This window comes from Paenibacillus sp. FSL H7-0942 (genome assembly GCF_045040715.1).
GTDB lineage: Bacteria > Bacillota > Bacilli > Paenibacillales > Paenibacillaceae > Paenibacillus > Paenibacillus amylolyticus.
The window spans coordinates 2,543,910-2,561,233 of the sequence record NZ_CP150279.1; the positions used below are offsets into that span (position 1 = coordinate 2,543,910).

A 17,324-nucleotide genomic window follows, 5' to 3' on the forward strand; every position below is an offset into this window, starting at 1 on the left:
AAGAAATCCATTCGAAACCGTGAGGTGAGCGTATGAGTTTCAAAGCAGTGGAGTTGCAGATTGCGGTACCACGAACAAGTGAAGCGGGACGTTATCAAAGTGAAGCCCAGCAGCGACCGATTACGGATCAGAATCTTTTGGCAGAGCAAACGTCGAAAGAAGCAAATGAAGCAAGGCAACGAAGTGAAGCAATGGACGAAACTTCACAGACTTCGGTGCGTGATGGTCATAACCATGATGGGGATCAGCAGAGTGGTTCCGATGGACAGGAGACTGCTCAGGCTCAAGAAACTGTCAAACCTGCAGAGCACCCGTACAAGGGAAAACACATAGATCTGTCTTTATAATAAATGGTTGTTATGGACATGCAGTCTTGCGCACCGATGGTTGAATCAGAAGGAGAGAACCCAATTTGTCACCATGGATCATTATTGTCATATTAGGGGCCTGCGCCATCGCCTACGCTTGTATTATGCCTCGGAAAAACAAGGCGCAAGAGCCTGGGCATCAACTGGTGCAGGAGATGGAATCTACGCTTGAGCACTACATGACCGAGATCGAAAATGATAATGATGCTCTTATTCAACGTGTGGCTGAAATGAAGGGAGAAGCGACAGCAGCCGATCAACGTATGCAATTGCAACTTCAGGAATTACAGCAGCGGTTGGATCAGCTGGAACAGAGCAAAAAGAACGAAGCTGTCGCATCACCTGTTCCACACTCCGGTAATGTATCTGTACAATCTTCCGAAGGTTTGCAAGCACAAGCGCTCGTGAAAAGTGTACAAGCAGAGGCGGCCCAGCAGGCGTTAGAAGCAGACCAACAGACCAGTGAAGTCGAATCTTTGCCTGGGCGTGAATCGATTAAAGATCGATATGCAGAACTCTTTAATCTACATGCTGAAGGTAAGTCGATGGATGCCATATCCAAGCAGACAGGCATTCAGCGAGGTGAGGTACAGTTAATACTACAACTGGCAGAACGGGAGGAAAGCTAAGTCATGGACAAGCGATCCTTATGGATTGGTCTGGGGAGCGGCATGATTATTGGTGCGGTTTTGCTTCAACTGGCCACAGTTGGACAAAATGCATTGTCGGATAGTAATCTGGACCCCGAGCAGACTGCCAATATGACCAAAGAACAGCTTGAAACGGCCGCGAAAACCTTGGATATGAAGTTGGTCGGTTCTGAAGAGGAACTATACACAGAAGCAGAGTGGGTGGCAAAGAAAAAGCAGGAGAGCAGTGAGTTGCAGGGGAGTACAGCAACACCGCCAGAGACAGCAACCTCTACGGAAACACCTACCGAGCCTGAGAAGCCACAAGAGCCTGCTACAAGTGAAGTTGAAGGGCAGAAAGAGATAACTGAGCCGAAAACAACAGAACCTGTAACGCCGAGCAATCCGAAAGGCGCAACAGTATCATTCAAAGTACGTTCAGGCAATAGTCTGGCGATCGTTGCAGCAAACCTAAAAACCGCGGGAATCGTAGATGATGCTCAAGCATTCATAAAGGCTGGCAAGGCTGAGCGAATCAATACCAAAATCCAAGTGGGTACCTATGCGCTTGAAAAAGGCGAAAGTTTCAAATCCATTATCGCAAAAATTACGAAAGAACCGTCAAACTGAGCATGCTCGGACTGGACGGTTTTTGCGTATTAAACGGTACATTTTCAAAGCTTGATAATAATTAGCGCCTGAGTTACATATCAAGTTTAAAATGATTCGATACTAGCAAAAAACGAAAAGTAGATTTTAGCTTCAAAGACTGTTGCATCGGACAGTCAGTTATGCTATATTAGATAACGGTGTTAAAACACACGCATGTGCTAATTTTGTTGAGGGTGCTTTCCTTATGGAGAGTCTTGGCGAAAAATGATGCCGGCGGAGGACACAATAAAAACCATATTAGGAGGTGTGTGAAGATGGCAGTAATCTCCATGAAGCAGCTTCTCGAAGCTGGGGTACACTTCGGTCACCAAACTCGTCGTTGGAACCCAAAAATGGATCGTTATATCTTCACTGAAAGAAACGGAATTTACATCATCGATTTGCAAAAAACGGTGAAAAAAGTCGAAGAGGCTTACAATTTCGTTAAAGGAATCGCAGGAGAGAATGGTAAAATTCTTTTCGTGGGTACTAAGAAACAAGCTCAAGATTCTGTTAAAGAAGAAGCTGAACGTGCTGGTCAATTCTACATTAACCAACGCTGGCTCGGCGGTACCCTGACTAACTTCCAAACTATTCAAAAACGTATTGATCGTTTGAAACAGTTGGAAGCTTGGGAAGAAGACGGTACATTCGCTGTATTGCCTAAAAAAGAAGTAATCTTGCTTCGCAAAGAAAAAGATCGTCTGGAGAAATTCTTGGGCGGTATTAAAAATATGAAAGGCCTGCCAAGCGCCCTGTTCATCATCGATCCACGCAAAGAGCGTATCGCTGTTGCGGAAGCTCGCAAATTGGGTATCCCAATTGTTGGTATCGTTGATACTAACTGCGATCCGGATGAGATCGATTATGTTATCCCAGGTAATGACGACGCGATCCGCGCTGTTAAATTGCTTACAGGTAAAATGGCTGATGCTGTAATCGAAGCTAACCAAGGCGAAGAAACTTCCGCTTAATAGATTCGAACATATGTTATAAACTAAATGAAAAGGGTGGTTGGCAGGTGGATAACCTCTCACTGCCCTTTTTTTAGAGTGTACGTACAATACTTAATGTTGGAGGGAATTTATAATGGCAGTTAATGCGAGTGCAGTAAAAGAACTTCGCGAAAGAACGGGCGCTGGTATGCTCGATTGCAAAAAAGCACTGGAAGAAGCAAACGGTGATGTAACAAAAGCAGCTGAATTGTTGCGTGAGAAAGGTCTTTCTGCAGCAGCAAGCAAAGCAGGCCGTGCAGCAACTGAAGGCGTTGTTGAATCTTACATCCACGCTGGTGGACGTATTGGTGTCTTGGTTGAAGTTAACTGTGAAACAGACTTCGTTGGTAAAACGGATCAATTTAAGGATTTCGTTAAAGATGTAGCTATGCAAATCGCTGCAGCTAATCCTAAATTCGTTACACGTGAAGAAGTTCCTGCAGATGAGCTGGAAAAAGAAAAAGAAATCCTGAAAGCTCAAGCTCTTAACGAAGGCAAACCAGAAAAAATCATTGAAAAAATGGTTGAAGGCCGTATCGGTAAATACTACGAAGAGTACTGCCTGCTGGAACAAACTTTTGTTAAAGATCCAGACAAAACGATCTCTCAATTGCTGAACGAAAAAATCAGCCAAATTGGTGAAAACATCTCCATCCGTCGTTTCGTTCGTTACGAACTGGGTGAAGGTCTTGAGAAAAAAGTAGACAACTTCGTAGAAGAAGTAATGTCCCAAGTAAACAAATAAGACGGTTTCTATAAACCGGCGAGCAGAATTGATTTTCGAAGATATAAGAATGATGAAACTTCGAAGCGTAAACTCCCTTATATCTCAGGAAAACAGTGCCTTACCGGTTAAACGTTTTTCCTAAAAGAGCGGAACACAACTGTGTTCCTTTCTTTTTAAGCAGGAGGCCATGCGCGAGAAGTTTTGTTGGTTGAACACCAAGCGTGTTCGATTCAAAGTGGAGGGTGAATAATTGGAACAGCCAGTATTTAAACGTGTTGTCTTAAAGGTCAGCGGAGAGTCTCTTTCCGGTCAAAACGGCTACGGTATTGATGCAGATACGATCTCGTCGATTGCCCAACAGGTAAAAGAGGTTGTTGCACTTGGTGTACAGGTTGCTATTGTATGTGGCGGCGGAAACATCTGGCGTGGAATTGCCGGTAGCGAAAACGGCATCGATCGTGCAACTGCCGATTATATGGGTATGCTGGCGACAGTAATGAACTCGCTGGCACTGCAGGATGCTTTGGAACAGATTGAAGTGCCTACGCGTGTACAGACATCTATTGCAATGCAACAGATTGCAGAGCCTTATATTCGTCGTAGAGCTATTCGCCATCTGGAGAAAGGCCGGGTCGTTATTTTTGCAGCAGGTACAGGTAACCCGTTCTTTTCCACGGATACAACAGCAGCACTGCGCGCAGCGGAGATTGAAGCAGAAGTTATCTTGATGGCCAAAAATAAAGTTGATGGTGTATACTCAGCAGATCCGTTTAAGGACAGTACAGCTGTGAAATTTGATCAGTTGACTTACATGGATATTCTTAACAAAGACCTTGGTGTAATGGATTCAACGGCATCCTCGCTTTGTAAGGACAACAACATCCCGTTGATCGTATTTGCCATTACGGAACAAGGTAACATCAAACGTGTTGTTCTGGGCGAACGTATCGGAACAATCGTTAAAGGGAGTGTAGATTAATGCCACAAGCGGTTAAACAACATGCCGAAGAGCGTATGGAAAAAGCAATTCAAGCATTGCGTCGTGACCTGGCTACTTTGCGTGCAGGCCGCGCAACTCCAGCTCTTCTGGACCGAATTCAGGTAGAGTATTATGGAGCAATGACGCCATTGAATCAACTCGCTAATATTAGTACTCCGGATTCCCGTACACTGATGATTCAGCCTTGGGACAAATCCTCCATGAGTGACATCGAGCGTGCCATCATGAAATCGGATCTGGGTCTTACTCCAGCCAATGATGGTAGCATGATCCGTTTGTCTATTCCGGCATTGACGGAAGAACGTAGAGCGGAACTTGTTAAGCTGACGAAGAAGTTCGGTGAAGAAGGTAAAGTAGCGATTCGTAACATTCGCCGTGATGCGAATGATGACATCAAGAAACTGGAAAAGTCAGATATTTCTGAGGATGAATCCCGGAGACATCAAGATGATATCCAAAAATCGACCGACAAGTTTATTGCTGAAGTCGATAAGGTACTCGCTGCCAAAGAAAAAGAAATCATGGAAGTGTAAGACAAGCGCAGCCCCTCCAATACGGTGGGGTTTTGTCTCTTTTTCCAAGCTTCAGATAAAGAAACTTCAGGGATTTTGGAGGAACAGGAATGATCAAACGGGTTCGGTCGTGGTGGAATGGGGCTGACAAGCAGGAAACGCTGACTATATCCGAGGACAATATCCCGCAGCACGTCGCCATCATCATGGACGGCAATGGACGATGGGCCAAACGTTTGGGGCTGCCGCGTATAGCCGGGCACCAAAATGGCATGAAGGCGGTCAAACGTGCGACCATCGCGGCGGATGAACTGGGCATCAAATATCTGACGATGTACGCTTTTTCGACAGAAAACTGGACGCGTCCAAAAGAAGAAGTGGATTTTCTGATGCGACTTCCGCAAGAATTTCTAGCTATAGAGCTGGATGAACTTATAGAAAAAAATGTGCGCATTCGCATGATGGGTCAAGAGGAACATTTACCTTCTCATACCATTAATGCCTTGCGGGAAGCCATTCGTCTTACGGAACATAATACAGGTCTCGTTTTGAATTTTGCAATGAACTATGGAAGTCGTCGTGAAATGACGGACTGTGTTAAACAGATCGCTCTGCAGGTGAAATCGGGGGAACTATCGGCAGAGGATATAACACCTGAACTCATTGATAGACATATGCTGACGGTTGACATGCCTGATCCGGATCTGCTGATCCGGACGAGCGGAGAGTTGAGATTAAGCAACTTTATGCTTTGGCAGCTTGCATATAGTGAATTATGGTTTACGGATATATACTGGCCCGAATTTGGCAAAAAGCATTTGCTTGAAGCAGTAGCCGAATATCAGCGCAGAACAAGGCGTTACGGCGGTTTGAAATAGATGGAGGATGAAGCCGTTGAAACAGCGACTAACGACAGGAATCATAGCAGGTGTGTTGTTTTTAGGTTTTTGCATGCTGGGCGGACCCTGGTACCATGGTTTGGTATTGCTTATGGCTCTCATCGGTTATTATGAATTTGTTAAAATGACCGGGGTGATGCCTTTTTCAGGTGTGGCCCTGATTGGATATGCTGGTGTGTTTGCCATTGTGTTTCCTTGGGAAATGTTTTGGGAGGCAAGACCGCTATCCTTATTTCAGGTCATCTGGATAGTAATGCTTGTACTGATGACAGCTTCGGTTGTCACCAAAAATAAGGTTCCCGTGAATACAGTGGCCATGCTTTTCCTCGGCGTGTTGTATATAGGGATCGGTTTCTATTACATTGCAGAATCCAGACATCTGCATCATGGGTTGTTCTGGACGTTCCTGTTGCTGGGCTCCATATGGGCCAGTGATGCAGGAGCTTATTTTGTAGGGAAACTCATTGGTAAAAACAAACTGTGGCCTTCTATCAGTCCAAACAAAACTATAGAGGGTGCACTGGGTGGCATCGTAATTGCAATTGTTACTTCTGTTATTTTTGCATTAGTATCAGATGGTTTGCTTTCCTGGCAGAGAGCGATTGTGATCGGAATTGCCTGTGCAGTTGTAGGTCAGATGGGTGACTTGATCCAGTCTGCATACAAACGTGTATATAATATCAAGGATTCAGGCAGTCTTCTCCCAGGGCATGGAGGCATTCTTGATCGGTGCGACAGCTGGATTGTTGTTTTTCCATTCGTACATATACTAATGCTACTGCCCTACTAAAGAAGAACATGAGTCTGAGATAACAGCATTGTTCGCCGTAGGCATTGGATAATTAAAGATGAGGTGCAGCATGAAAAAAATTGCGATTCTTGGGTCAACCGGTTCCATTGGAACCCAGACACTGGATGTAGTTGACATGCATCCAGAACTCTTTCAAGTGGAGGGACTGGCTGCCGGAGGCAATACAGACCTGCTGATCGAACAAACCAAACGTTACCGGCCGAAGAAAGTATCAGTGGGGTCCAAAGAACTGGCGGAGAAGATAGCTCCACATTTGCCAGCAGGAACGCAACTATTTTATGGCAACGAAGGACTCGTAGAAGTTGCGGCAGGAACCGATGCGCATACGGTTGTTACAGCGGTGGTGGGCAGTGTTGGATTGGAGTCAACGCTTGCTGCCATAGATGCAGGCAAACAGATCGGACTGGCCAATAAGGAGACATTGGTTACAGCGGGGCATATCGTTACGACAAGAGCGGCTGCCAAAGGAGTTTCTTTACTGCCCGTTGATAGTGAGCACTCTGCTATATTCCAATGTTTAAATGGTGAAAACAAAGAACGCCTGACAGGCATCACGCTCACCGCTTCAGGTGGATCATTCCGTGATCTTACCCGTGAACAGTTAAAGAACGTGACTATAGAGGATGCACTTAAACATCCAAATTGGTCAATGGGCTCCAAAATCACGATAGACTCGGCAACGATGGTTAACAAGGGGCTCGAGGTCATTGAAGCACATTGGTTATTTGGTCTTCGATATGATCAGATTAATGTATTGCTTCACCCAGAGAGTGTTATTCATTCCTATGTGGAATTTGATGACACAAGCATCATCGCACAACTGGGGAATCCGGATATGCGAGTTCCAATTCAATATGCACTGACTTACCCTGACCGCTTGCCATCACCGGCACAGCGTCTGTCTCTTGCTCAAGCTGGGAAATTACATTTCCGTGATATGGATATGGAACGGTTCCCGTGTTTAAGAATGGCGTATGAGTGTGGTAAAATGGGAGGAACCGCAACAACGGCGTTTAATGCAGCCAACGAGGTTGCTGTAGCCCGTTTCTTGCGTAAAGAGATTTCATTCCTTAAAATAGAAGATATTATTGCTTCTGTGCTGGAAGCACACCACAATGTGGACGAGCCTGATCTTCAGGAGATCGCGCGTTGTGATCAGGAGAGCCGTAAGCTTGCGGCGAGTCTGTAATCTCTTTTTTCATAACAAATTGGAAGAAGTGATTCTCTTGTGCGGCATCAGAGAATAATGATAATCTAGAGGGACAGACTGCGGTATGTGCCGTGAAGGAGGATGGATAGGGATTGGAAACCATACAAGTGGTATTTCTAACGGTGCTCATGTTCTTTGTCATCGTGACGGTTCATGAATGGGGGCATTATTATTTTGCCAAACGCGCCGGTATTCTTGTACGGGAGTTTGCGATCGGTTTTGGTCCCAAATTGTTCTCATATAAAAGAAACGAGACCCAGTTTACATTGCGTTTGTTGCCTTTTGGTGGATATGCACGGATGGCAGGGGAAGATCCGGAACTGGTAGAGATCCAGGAAGGACAGACCATTGCGGTAAGATCAGCGGATGACCAGGTGAAGATGATCTATCTGGATCAGCTGGATAACCGTAAAAATGTAATACGTGGTGAAGTCATCTCCATTGATATGGAGAGAGCGCTGAAGCTTCAACTCGATGTAGATGGAGAGATTCAGGAGTATCGTATTCATCCTCAAGCAATGTTGGTAAGTCGTGGTAAACAAACGCAGATTGCACCGAAAGATCGTCAATTCGGCAGCAAAACTGTTGGACAGCGTGCATTGGCTATTTTTGCGGGCCCACTCATGAACTTTATCTTGGCCTTTGTGCTGTTTGCTGTATATGCCCAGATGGCAGGAGTTCCAGTGGAAAATCCAAAAAATCTTGTAATTGGTGAAGTGCTTGAAGGTGGGGCAGCCGATGAGGCGAACCTGCAAAAGGGCGATATTATCGAAACCATCAATGGTACTGCAATTGGTACGGATTCACAAAAAATGGTGTCGATGATTGCCGATTCCAAAGACAAGCCGATGGAATGGACGCTGCGCCGGGGTTCGGATACGTTTAATATAACGATTACTCCACGTGCTGTAGAAGGACAAGAGGGCGGTAAAGTGGGAATCGTACCTACGTTACCAACCCGATCTGTTGGATTTGTAGAGACATTTAAAGTCTCAGGCGTGGCCATGGTTGATACAACCAAAATAATATTTGAAGGTTTTAAACATCTGATCAATCAGTTCAACATGGATGATATCGGTGGTCCAGTTCGCACATTTGAAGTGACAGGACAAATTGCTAAACAAGGGATTGAACAGTTAACGAGATGGGCAGCGATTTTGAGTCTGTACCTTGGGATTTTCAACCTGCTACCAATACCTGCACTGGACGGCAGTCGTCTGGTATTTTTGGGAATTGAAGCGCTGCGCGGCAGACCTGTTGATCCCAATCGCGAAGGCATGGTGCATTTCGTCGGATTTGCGATGTTGTTTGTGTTGATGCTGGCAGTAACTTACAATGATATATTACGTTTAATTAACGGATAATTACGGTTGGACTACGCTCTGGACATTCAGAGATAGTCGTTATGGGAGGACGCTGGAGTCTTATGTCAAAGGAAAATGATAAACAGTTCGTGACTGAAATCACACCACAGGGTGAGGATTTCTCACGCTGGTACATTGATGTTATCAAAAAAGCTGATCTCATGGACTATGCACCAGTACGCGGTTGTATTGTGTTCAAACCAGACGGATTTGAAATCTGGGAACATATTAAGGATGAGTTGGATCGTCGTTTCCGGGAAACGGGTCATCGTAACGCATACTTCCCGATGTTCATTCCTGAGAGCTTCTTTCAAAAGGAAAAAGAGCATGTGGAAGGTTTTAACCCTGAATTACCATGGGTTACGGAAGCTGGCGGAGAGAAGCTGGAAGAACGTCTGGCAATCCGTCCTACATCCGAAACGATTATTGGTCACATGTATTCCAAGTGGATTCAGTCTTATCGGGATCTTCCGGTACTGATCAACCAGTGGGCTAACGTAGTTCGTTGGGAAAAAAGAACATTGCCTTTCCTTCGCACAAGTGAGTTCCTGTGGCAGGAAGGTCATACAGCGCATGAGACGGAAGAAGAAGCACGTGAAGAAACGATGAAAATGCTTGAGATTTATCGTGAAGTGGTTGAGGAATACTTGGCTATTCCTGTAATTGTGGGTCAGAAAACCAAGTCCGAGAAGTTTGCAGGTGCGGTGGATACCTACTCGATTGAAGCCATGATGAAGGATGGACGTGCAGTACAAGCAGGTACATCTCACTACATGGGGACGAACTTTGCAAAAGCATTTGAAATCCAGTATCTTAGCCGGAATAATGTGCTGGAGCTGGCTTACACTACTTCATGGGGAGTAAGCACACGTTTGATCGGTGCATTAATTATGGTTCATGGAGATGACCGTGGTCTCGTACTTCCTCCTAAAGTCGCACCGACTCAAGTGGTCATGATTCCAATTGGGCCTCCGAAAACACGTGATGCTGTTGTTGGGCGTGCAGATGAGCTGTTCACTGAGTTGAAAAAAGCTGGAGTCCGTGTGAAAATGGATGATCGCAGCGATGTTCGCCCAGGTTGGAAATTCAATGAATACGAGATGCGCGGCGTTCCGATTCGTCTGGAGATTGGTCCACGTGATATGGAAAATGGCGTTTGTGTGCTCGTATCACGGATCACAGGTGAGAAGAAAGTGGTAGAACAAGCGAACCTGGTAGAAGAGATCCAGGCTATGCTGACACAGATCCAGGTAGATATGTTAGAGCGTGCTCGCACATTTATGTCGGATAACTTCTATTCCGTGGATACACTCGATGAGATGAAAGAACTGATGGAAAATAAACGTGGGTTTACACTGGCCGGATGGTGCGGTTCAGAAGCTTGCGAAGATAAAGTAAGAGAAGTCACAGGTGCAACAAGCCGGAACATTCCGTTCCAGCCTGCGGAAGAAAAACATACGTGCCTGGCTTGTGGTGAACAGGCAGAACACACGGTTGTGTTTGCAAGAGCGTATTAAGTCAGGATAACCTGACTATATACATTGAACTAAACATTTACATGAGAACGTAGAGAACAGAAATAACCTGAAGAAGTGGAGCTAAAAGCTTTCTGAAAGATAGCTACATCGGAAGCATACGCTGCGCCTTTATCCCCGGATTTTCCCCTTTGTAAATGGGAATCAAAAAATCTGGGGGTAACAGCGATCGGAAGGTTGTTCTGTTATCGGAGTGGTAAGTGTAAATATCTTTTTGTTCAATGTATATAATGGCACGTACGGACTGTAAGAGTAATGAATGGAGAGCTTCTGTCGGATAAAATGAGTCGGTGCGAGTTCGGATCGGTGACATTTTTGAATGCAGGGGCTTTTCATGCTTTAAGGGGGTACAAGGAGGAACACGATGAGCGGATTCGAGGAGAAAAGAAAACGGTTTGAGTTGTTGATGAAACAGGCAGAGCTTCCGGCTGGTCTGTTAGAGCCCTATTTTTTGGATGGATGGATTGAACAAGTAGAGACTAATCGAAGTAATCGGGAATGGAATATTCTGATTGCAAAGGATACGTTGGTACCCGCTCCAATCTATCGCACATTTTGCCTGCATATCCAAGAGAAAATGAATCATATCGCCAAAATTTCATTTGGCTTCAAATACACGGACCAAGTACAAAATGGTGATATCGTCAGTGAATATTGGAATCTCTTTCTTGAGTGGGTTACCCGTGAGATTCCATCTGTAAATGGTTGGATGAACCGGACAACCTTTGAATGTGAAGAGGATCTCCTACAACTGACAATGAGTGATGCAACGTCGATGGAATTGGCTCGTAAGAAACAGATTGATCAGGCTATTACGAAATTCTATGAAAAATACTTTCATCTACCTCTTCGCATCAAGATGCAAGTGGGTGAAGTGGGAAGCAATAAAGAGGCCATGGAACAGTTCCAAGCCCAAAAACGTGTAGAAGAACTTGAGGTCATCGAGAAGATGATGAGTGAAGTAGACACAGAAATCCCGGTGGATGAGGAGCAGGGTGATCTGCGTTTGCAAATGGGTTATGACATCAAGGAACCTGCAGTACCTATGCAGGAAATCCAGGATGAAGAGAAAAAGGTCACGCTTCAAGGTTCGGTGTTTGGACTGGATCGTAAAGAACTGCGAAACGGAAATACGTTGTTTACCTTCTACCTGACCGACTTCACGGACTCCATGCAAATGAAGATGTTTGCCAAAACAAAAGAGGATGTTAAAATTCTCAGTTTGTTGGCTAACGGTAAATGGGTAAAAGTGCGTGGTCGTGTAGAATATGACCGGTTTATGCAAATTCCTGAACTGGCCATGATTCCATCGGATTTGATTGAAGTTAAAGCACCGCCGTCTCGCAAAGATAATGCACCAGAGAAACGGGTGGAGTTCCATTTGCACTCTACGATGAGTACGATGGATGCTGTAACTTCAATCGACAAATACGTGAAAATGGCAGCAGAGTGGGGACATAAGGCGATTGCAGTCACTGATCATGGTGGGGTGCAGGTATATCCCGAGGCTTCCAAGGCTGCTAAGAAAAACGGGATTAAAATGATCTACGGCCTCGAGGCCAATGTCGTGAATGACTCTGTTGCCGTTGTAATGGCTCCTCAGCCATTGGATCTCCAAACAGCAACATACATCGTATTTGATATCGAGACCACAGGTTTGTCGGTAACACAGAACAAAATCATTGAGATTGCAGCCGTGAAGATGCAAGATGGTAAAGAAATCGACCGGTTTGCAACGTTTGTGAATCCGCATGAACGCATTCCCTACAACATTCAGCAGTTGACCAATATTAATGATGACATGGTAAAAGACGCACCTGAGCTGGAGCCTGTCATTCGTGAGTTTGTGCAGTTTGCTGGTGATGGTGTGCTTGTTGCGCATAATGCACGTTTTGATATGGGCTTTATCCAGGCTTCGCTGAAGCAAATTGGAATGCCAGAGCTTCCTAACCCTGTCCTTGACACGTTGGAACTGGCGCGATTGTTATTTCCAAAAAATAAGAACCACCGTCTGAATACGATGGCAGATAAATATAAGGTTGGACTTGAAAGTCATCACCGTGCCATTGATGATACGATTGCACTCGCGGGTATACTGATCGGATTATTAAATGATGCTGCTCAGATGAAAGGGTTAACGAGGCTTGATCGCTTGAACGATTATGTAGGTGTCGACTTGTCGAATACAAGACCTTTCCATTGTGGAATCTATGCATTGAATGATGTCGGTAAGAAAAATCTATACAAGCTGGTATCTCTCTCTCATACGGAACATTTCAAGCGGGTACCGTGCATTCCCAAATCAAAACTGATTAATTTGCGTGAAGGCCTTGTTATTATATCGGGCTGTGAAAAAGGGGAGTTTTTCGAAGCGGTGCTTAACAAATCGCTCGAAGAAGCGGAAGAGATCGCTGAGTTCTATGACATACTGGAGATTCAACCACTTACCATGTATATGCATTTGGTGGATAAAGGGTTGGTGGCTACACCCGAAGAAATCAAAACAGCGATCCGTAAAGTCATTGATATAGGTGCAAAATTTAATAAACCAGTCATAGCCACAGGTAACGTGCACTATTTGGAACCGCGTGACAAGTTATATCGGGATATCACCATTCACGGAATTACAGGTTTTAGTCCACTCAAAGATCAACGTAAACCGGATGCACATTTTAGAACGACAGAGGAAATGCTGGAAGAGTTCCAGTTCCTGGGCCAAGATAAGGCTTACGAAGTCGTTGTTACAAATACGATAGAGTTATCTGATCGTTTTGAGGAAATTAAGTTATTCCCGGACAAACTGTTTACTCCGATTCTGGAAGGTGCGGACGAAGAAATCCGTAATACCTGTTATGACACTGCCAAGTCCATCTATGGCGAGGAATTACCAGAAGTAATCGTGGCACGACTAGAAAAAGAGCTCATTCCAATTATTAAATACGGTTTTTCTGCCAACTATCTGATCTCGGAACGCTTGGTTAAAAAATCGAATCAGGATGGTTATCTCGTAGGTTCGCGGGGATCGGTAGGCTCCTCTGTTGTTGCTACATTTTTGGGTATATCCGAGGTTAATCCACTACCTGCTCATTATATTTGTGTGAATTCAGAATGCAAACACAGCGAGTGGTTCCTGGACGGCAGTGTTCGGAGTGGATTTGACCTTCCAGAGAAAGAGTGTCCGGATTGTGGTGGCACACTTAAAGGAGAAGGCCAGGATATTCCGTTTGAGACCTTCCTTGGATTTAAGGGAGATAAAGTTCCCGATATTGACTTGAACTTCTCTGGTGATTATCAGCCTCATGCTCATAACTATACGAAAGTACTATTTAGTGAGAAGAGTGTTTTCCGTGCGGGGACCATCGGTACGGTGGCTGAGAAAACAGCATTTGGTTTTGCCAAGAAGTACGAGGAACATCATCAGAAGAAATGGCGTGGAGCTGAATTGAATCGTTTGGCCTCTGGCTGTACTGGGGTGAAACGGAGTACTGGTCAGCATCCCGGTGGTATTGTCGTAGTACCTGATTATATCGAGGTCGAAGACGTTACACCTGTTCAGTTTCCGGCTGACGACGTTAATGCGGAGTGGAAAACGACACACTTTGATTATCATGCTTTTGAAGAAAACTTGCTGAAACTTGATATTCTGGGGCACGATGATCCAACTATGATGCGGATGTTACAGGATTTGACAGGGGTCGATCCAACGACCATTCCGATGAATGATCCCAAAGTCATGAGCATGTTTAACTCAACCGACGCTCTGGGTGTTACACCGGAACAGATTAGGTCGCCAGTCGCGACGTTTGGCGTGCCAGAGATGGGAACGAAGTTTGTACGTCAGATGCTTGTTGAATCCCAGCCGACGTCTTTTGCCGATTTACTGCAGATTTCCGGATTGTCCCATGGTACAGGGGTATGGCTTGGAAACGCCCAGGATCTGATTAAGAACGGAACGTGTAACATTAAGACGGTAATTGGTTGTCGGGATGATATCATGTTATTCCTGATCTATAAAACGGGAATGGACGCAAGTCTGGCATTTAAGATTACCGAGAGTGTTCGTAAAGGACGGGGTCTGCCACAGGAATGGATTGACGAGATGAAGAATTGTAAAGTGCCTCAATGGTACATTGATTCGTGTCTCAAAATCCAGTACATGTTCCCGAAGGCTCACGCGGCCGCTTATGTTATTTCGGCAGTACGTACGGCGTTCTTCAAGCTGTATCATCCGATTGAATATTACGCAACTTACTTTACTGTTCGAGCTGATGAGATTGATATCGAACTGATGTGTCAGGGATATGACGCGATCTATCGCAAAATTACGGAAATTGAGCAATTAGGTTTCCAGGCACCTCCAAAAGAGAAAAACATGTTACCTGTCCTGGAAATGGGTCTGGAAATGGCAGCACGCGGATTCTCGCTGAAATCCATTGACTTATACCGTTCAGAAGCGACAAAGTTCATCGTTGACGGAAAAACACTAATCCCTCCATTTTCAGCTTTGGCAGGAATCGGGGATAATGCAGCTCGCAATATTGCTGCGGCAAGAGATCATGGTGAATTCCTGTCAGTGGAAGACTTCCAGCAGAAGTCGAAAGCAAGTAAGACCATTGTTGAACTCCTGTCGAATATGGGATGTTTCCGTGGCTTGCCAGAGAGCAATCAGCTTTCCCTTTTCTAGGATTGAATTTGGATCTAACCATAGCGATTGTTGGGGGAACGTAATTTTTCCTTCATTAGTAAGTAAACTGCCTGAAGCATCGCTTACTTGTCACTATTACCAGACTATGTTATAATTTTTGAAGTGAACGAGATAGTACGAATTTCTAAAGAGTGGGGAAACCCACTCTTTAGTCTTTGGTATACAAGAATCTTGGGTATTGAATAATCTGCCAGTGCTTTTTTGCTGGTGTAACCTAAGTTGGAGGTTATTGGTTTTGAGCACAACGAACATTAAATCTACCGTGGAAGAAATGATCCAACCCTACTTGAACGAACAAGGCTTCGAGCTGGTTGACATCGAATACGTCAAAGAAGGCAGCAACTGGTTTTTACGGGTGTATGTCGACAAAGAGGGTGGCATCGACATCGACGATTGTGTCTTGATCAGCGAAAAGCTGAGCGCCAAGCTGGATGAGAACGATCCGATTCCAACCATCTATTTCCTTGAAGTGTCTTCTCCCGGTGCGGAGCGTCCACTGAAAAAACCTGAGGACGTTACCAAAGCTGTAGGCAAAAATGTTTTTGTTACAACCTACGAGCCGGTGAACGGATTGAAGGAATTTGAAGGCAAGCTGCTTTCCTTTGATGACGATGAACTCGTGATCGAAGCAGGCAAAAAACAGCATGCCATTTCTTATGATAAGGTTGCCAGTGCGCGCCTAGCTATTTTGTTTTAAGTGCCTTGTTCACTTTATTAATGAAAAAGACACATCTCACGATAACGGCAAGGTGCTCATGAGTTCAGAGCCTTTCGCCGTTTTACGTATGAGATGCCATGTTTGAAAGGGGGATCAACATTCATGAGTACGGATTTTATTGAAGCAATGAATGAATTGGAACGGGAAAAAGGGATCAGCAAGGATGTGCTGTTTGAAGCGATCGAAGCTGCACTAATTTCCAGCTACAAGCGGAATTTCAACACGGCCCAGAATGTGCGTGTTGACATGAACCGTAATACGGGAGTTATTCGGGTGTATGCCCGTAAATTGATCGTGGAAGAAGTCCTGGATTCACGTACCGAAATTTCATTGCCTGCTGCACGAGAAATCAACCCACACTTCCAGTTGGAAGATATTGCGGAGATTGAAGTTACGCCGCGTGATTTCGGACGTATCGCGGCACAAACTGCCAAACAGGTAGTGACCCAGCGGATTCGTGAAGCCGAACGCGGCCTGATCTACAACGCTTTCGTAGATAAGGAAGAAGATATCGTTACGGGAGTGGTGCAGCGTCAGGATTTGCGCAATATCTACATCGATCTGGGCAAAATCGAAGCGGCTTTACCGCTGACCGAATTGATGCCGAACGAGAAGTTTGTTCATGGTGACCGTATTAAGGCGTATATCACCAAGGTCGAGAATACGACAAAAGGGCCGCAAATCATTTTGTCCCGTACCCATCCGGGCCTCTTGAAACGTCTCTTTGAACTGGAAGTGCCTGAGATCTTTGACGGTGTAGTTGAAATTCGCTCCGTCGCTCGCGAAGCAGGGTTCCGCTCCAAGATTGCCGTTCACTCCCGCAACGAGGAAGTTGATCCAGTTGGATCTTGTGTAGGTCCTAGGGGAATGCGCGTGCAGACCATTGTGGGTGAGCTGCGCGGTGAAAAAATCGACATCGTTCGTTTCTCCGATCAGGTAGACGAATATGTTGCTAATGCACTGAGTCCTTCCAAAGTATTGGAAGTTCATGTATTTGAGGAAGAAAAGATGGCTCGGGTTATCGTTCCGGACTATCAACTGTCCCTCGCAATTGGTATCAAAGGCCAAAATGCCAGATTGGCAGCCAAATTAACCGGCTGGAAAATCGACATTAAGAGCGAGAGCCAGGCGGAACAGGAATTCGGCAGAGAAAAAGATTCTTCTTCTGAAATGCATCAGGATTCCGTCTCCGTCGACTAA

15 protein-coding genes are annotated in these 17,324 nt (G+C 45.2%); all 15 read left to right on the forward strand.

What is annotated here, in order from left to right; translation table 11 throughout:
• Positions 1-32: 32 nt before the first annotated feature.
• On the forward strand, positions 33-347 hold the full coding sequence (locus MHI48_RS11505; protein ID WP_036609332.1) for a hypothetical protein: 315 nt from the start codon (positions 33-35) through the stop codon (positions 345-347).
• A 65-nt stretch (positions 348-412) separates the two neighbouring features.
• Positions 413-997 carry a hypothetical protein gene (locus MHI48_RS11510; protein WP_036609330.1) on the forward strand — a complete coding sequence of 195 codons (585 nt, stop codon included), beginning with the start codon at positions 413-415 and terminating at the stop codon, positions 995-997.
• Between the two features lie 3 nt (positions 998-1,000).
• Positions 1,001-1,627 carry an endolytic transglycosylase MltG gene (locus MHI48_RS11515; protein WP_036609328.1) on the forward strand — a complete coding sequence of 209 codons (627 nt, stop codon included), beginning with the start codon at positions 1,001-1,003 and terminating at the stop codon, positions 1,625-1,627.
• A gap of 296 nt (positions 1,628-1,923) precedes the next feature.
• Positions 1,924-2,622, forward strand: coding sequence for a 30S ribosomal protein S2 (gene rpsB, locus MHI48_RS11520; RefSeq protein WP_017689155.1), 699 nt, complete (start codon positions 1,924-1,926; stop codon positions 2,620-2,622).
• 115 nt (positions 2,623-2,737) lie between these two features.
• Positions 2,738-3,388: a translation elongation factor Ts gene (gene tsf / locus MHI48_RS11525; protein WP_036609326.1), complete on the forward strand. Its 651-nt coding sequence runs from the start codon at positions 2,738-2,740 to the stop codon at positions 3,386-3,388.
• A 232-nt stretch (positions 3,389-3,620) separates the two neighbouring features.
• Positions 3,621-4,349, forward strand: coding sequence for a UMP kinase (gene pyrH, locus MHI48_RS11530; RefSeq protein WP_017689153.1), 729 nt, complete (start codon positions 3,621-3,623; stop codon positions 4,347-4,349).
• On the forward strand, positions 4,349-4,903 hold the full coding sequence (gene frr / locus MHI48_RS11535; RefSeq protein WP_036670384.1) for a ribosome recycling factor: 555 nt from the start codon (positions 4,349-4,351) through the stop codon (positions 4,901-4,903). Before pyrH ends, frr begins: the two co-directional genes overlap by 1 nt.
• Positions 4,904-4,992: 89 nt before the next feature.
• On the forward strand, positions 4,993-5,760 hold the full coding sequence (locus tag MHI48_RS11540) for an isoprenyl transferase (RefSeq protein WP_017689151.1): 768 nt from the start codon (positions 4,993-4,995) through the stop codon (positions 5,758-5,760).
• Positions 5,761-5,776: 16 nt separating this feature from the next.
• Entirely contained in the window at positions 5,777-6,571 is a 795-nt protein-coding gene (locus MHI48_RS11545; RefSeq protein WP_036670385.1) for a phosphatidate cytidylyltransferase, read from the forward strand.
• Between the two features lie 70 nt (positions 6,572-6,641).
• Positions 6,642-7,781, forward strand: coding sequence for a 1-deoxy-D-xylulose-5-phosphate reductoisomerase (locus MHI48_RS11550; protein ID WP_036670386.1), 1,140 nt, complete (start codon positions 6,642-6,644; stop codon positions 7,779-7,781).
• A gap of 113 nt (positions 7,782-7,894) precedes the next feature.
• A complete protein-coding gene (rseP, locus tag MHI48_RS11555; protein ID WP_036609317.1) occupies positions 7,895-9,166 on the forward strand; it encodes an RIP metalloprotease RseP in 1,272 nt (423 codons plus the stop codon).
• A 62-nt stretch (positions 9,167-9,228) separates the two neighbouring features.
• Positions 9,229-10,683, forward strand: coding sequence for a proline--tRNA ligase (gene proS, locus MHI48_RS11560; RefSeq protein ID WP_091031854.1), 1,455 nt, complete (start codon positions 9,229-9,231; stop codon positions 10,681-10,683).
• Positions 10,684-11,065: 382 nt separating this feature from the next.
• Entirely contained in the window at positions 11,066-15,385 is a 4,320-nt protein-coding gene (locus MHI48_RS11565; protein ID WP_405143991.1) for a PolC-type DNA polymerase III, read from the forward strand.
• A 256-nt stretch (positions 15,386-15,641) separates the two neighbouring features.
• On the forward strand, positions 15,642-16,103 hold the full coding sequence (gene rimP / locus MHI48_RS11570; RefSeq protein ID WP_036609311.1) for a ribosome maturation factor RimP: 462 nt from the start codon (positions 15,642-15,644) through the stop codon (positions 16,101-16,103).
• A 123-nt stretch (positions 16,104-16,226) separates the two neighbouring features.
• Entirely contained in the window at positions 16,227-17,324 is a 1,098-nt protein-coding gene (gene nusA, locus MHI48_RS11575; RefSeq protein WP_036609309.1) for a transcription termination factor NusA, read from the forward strand.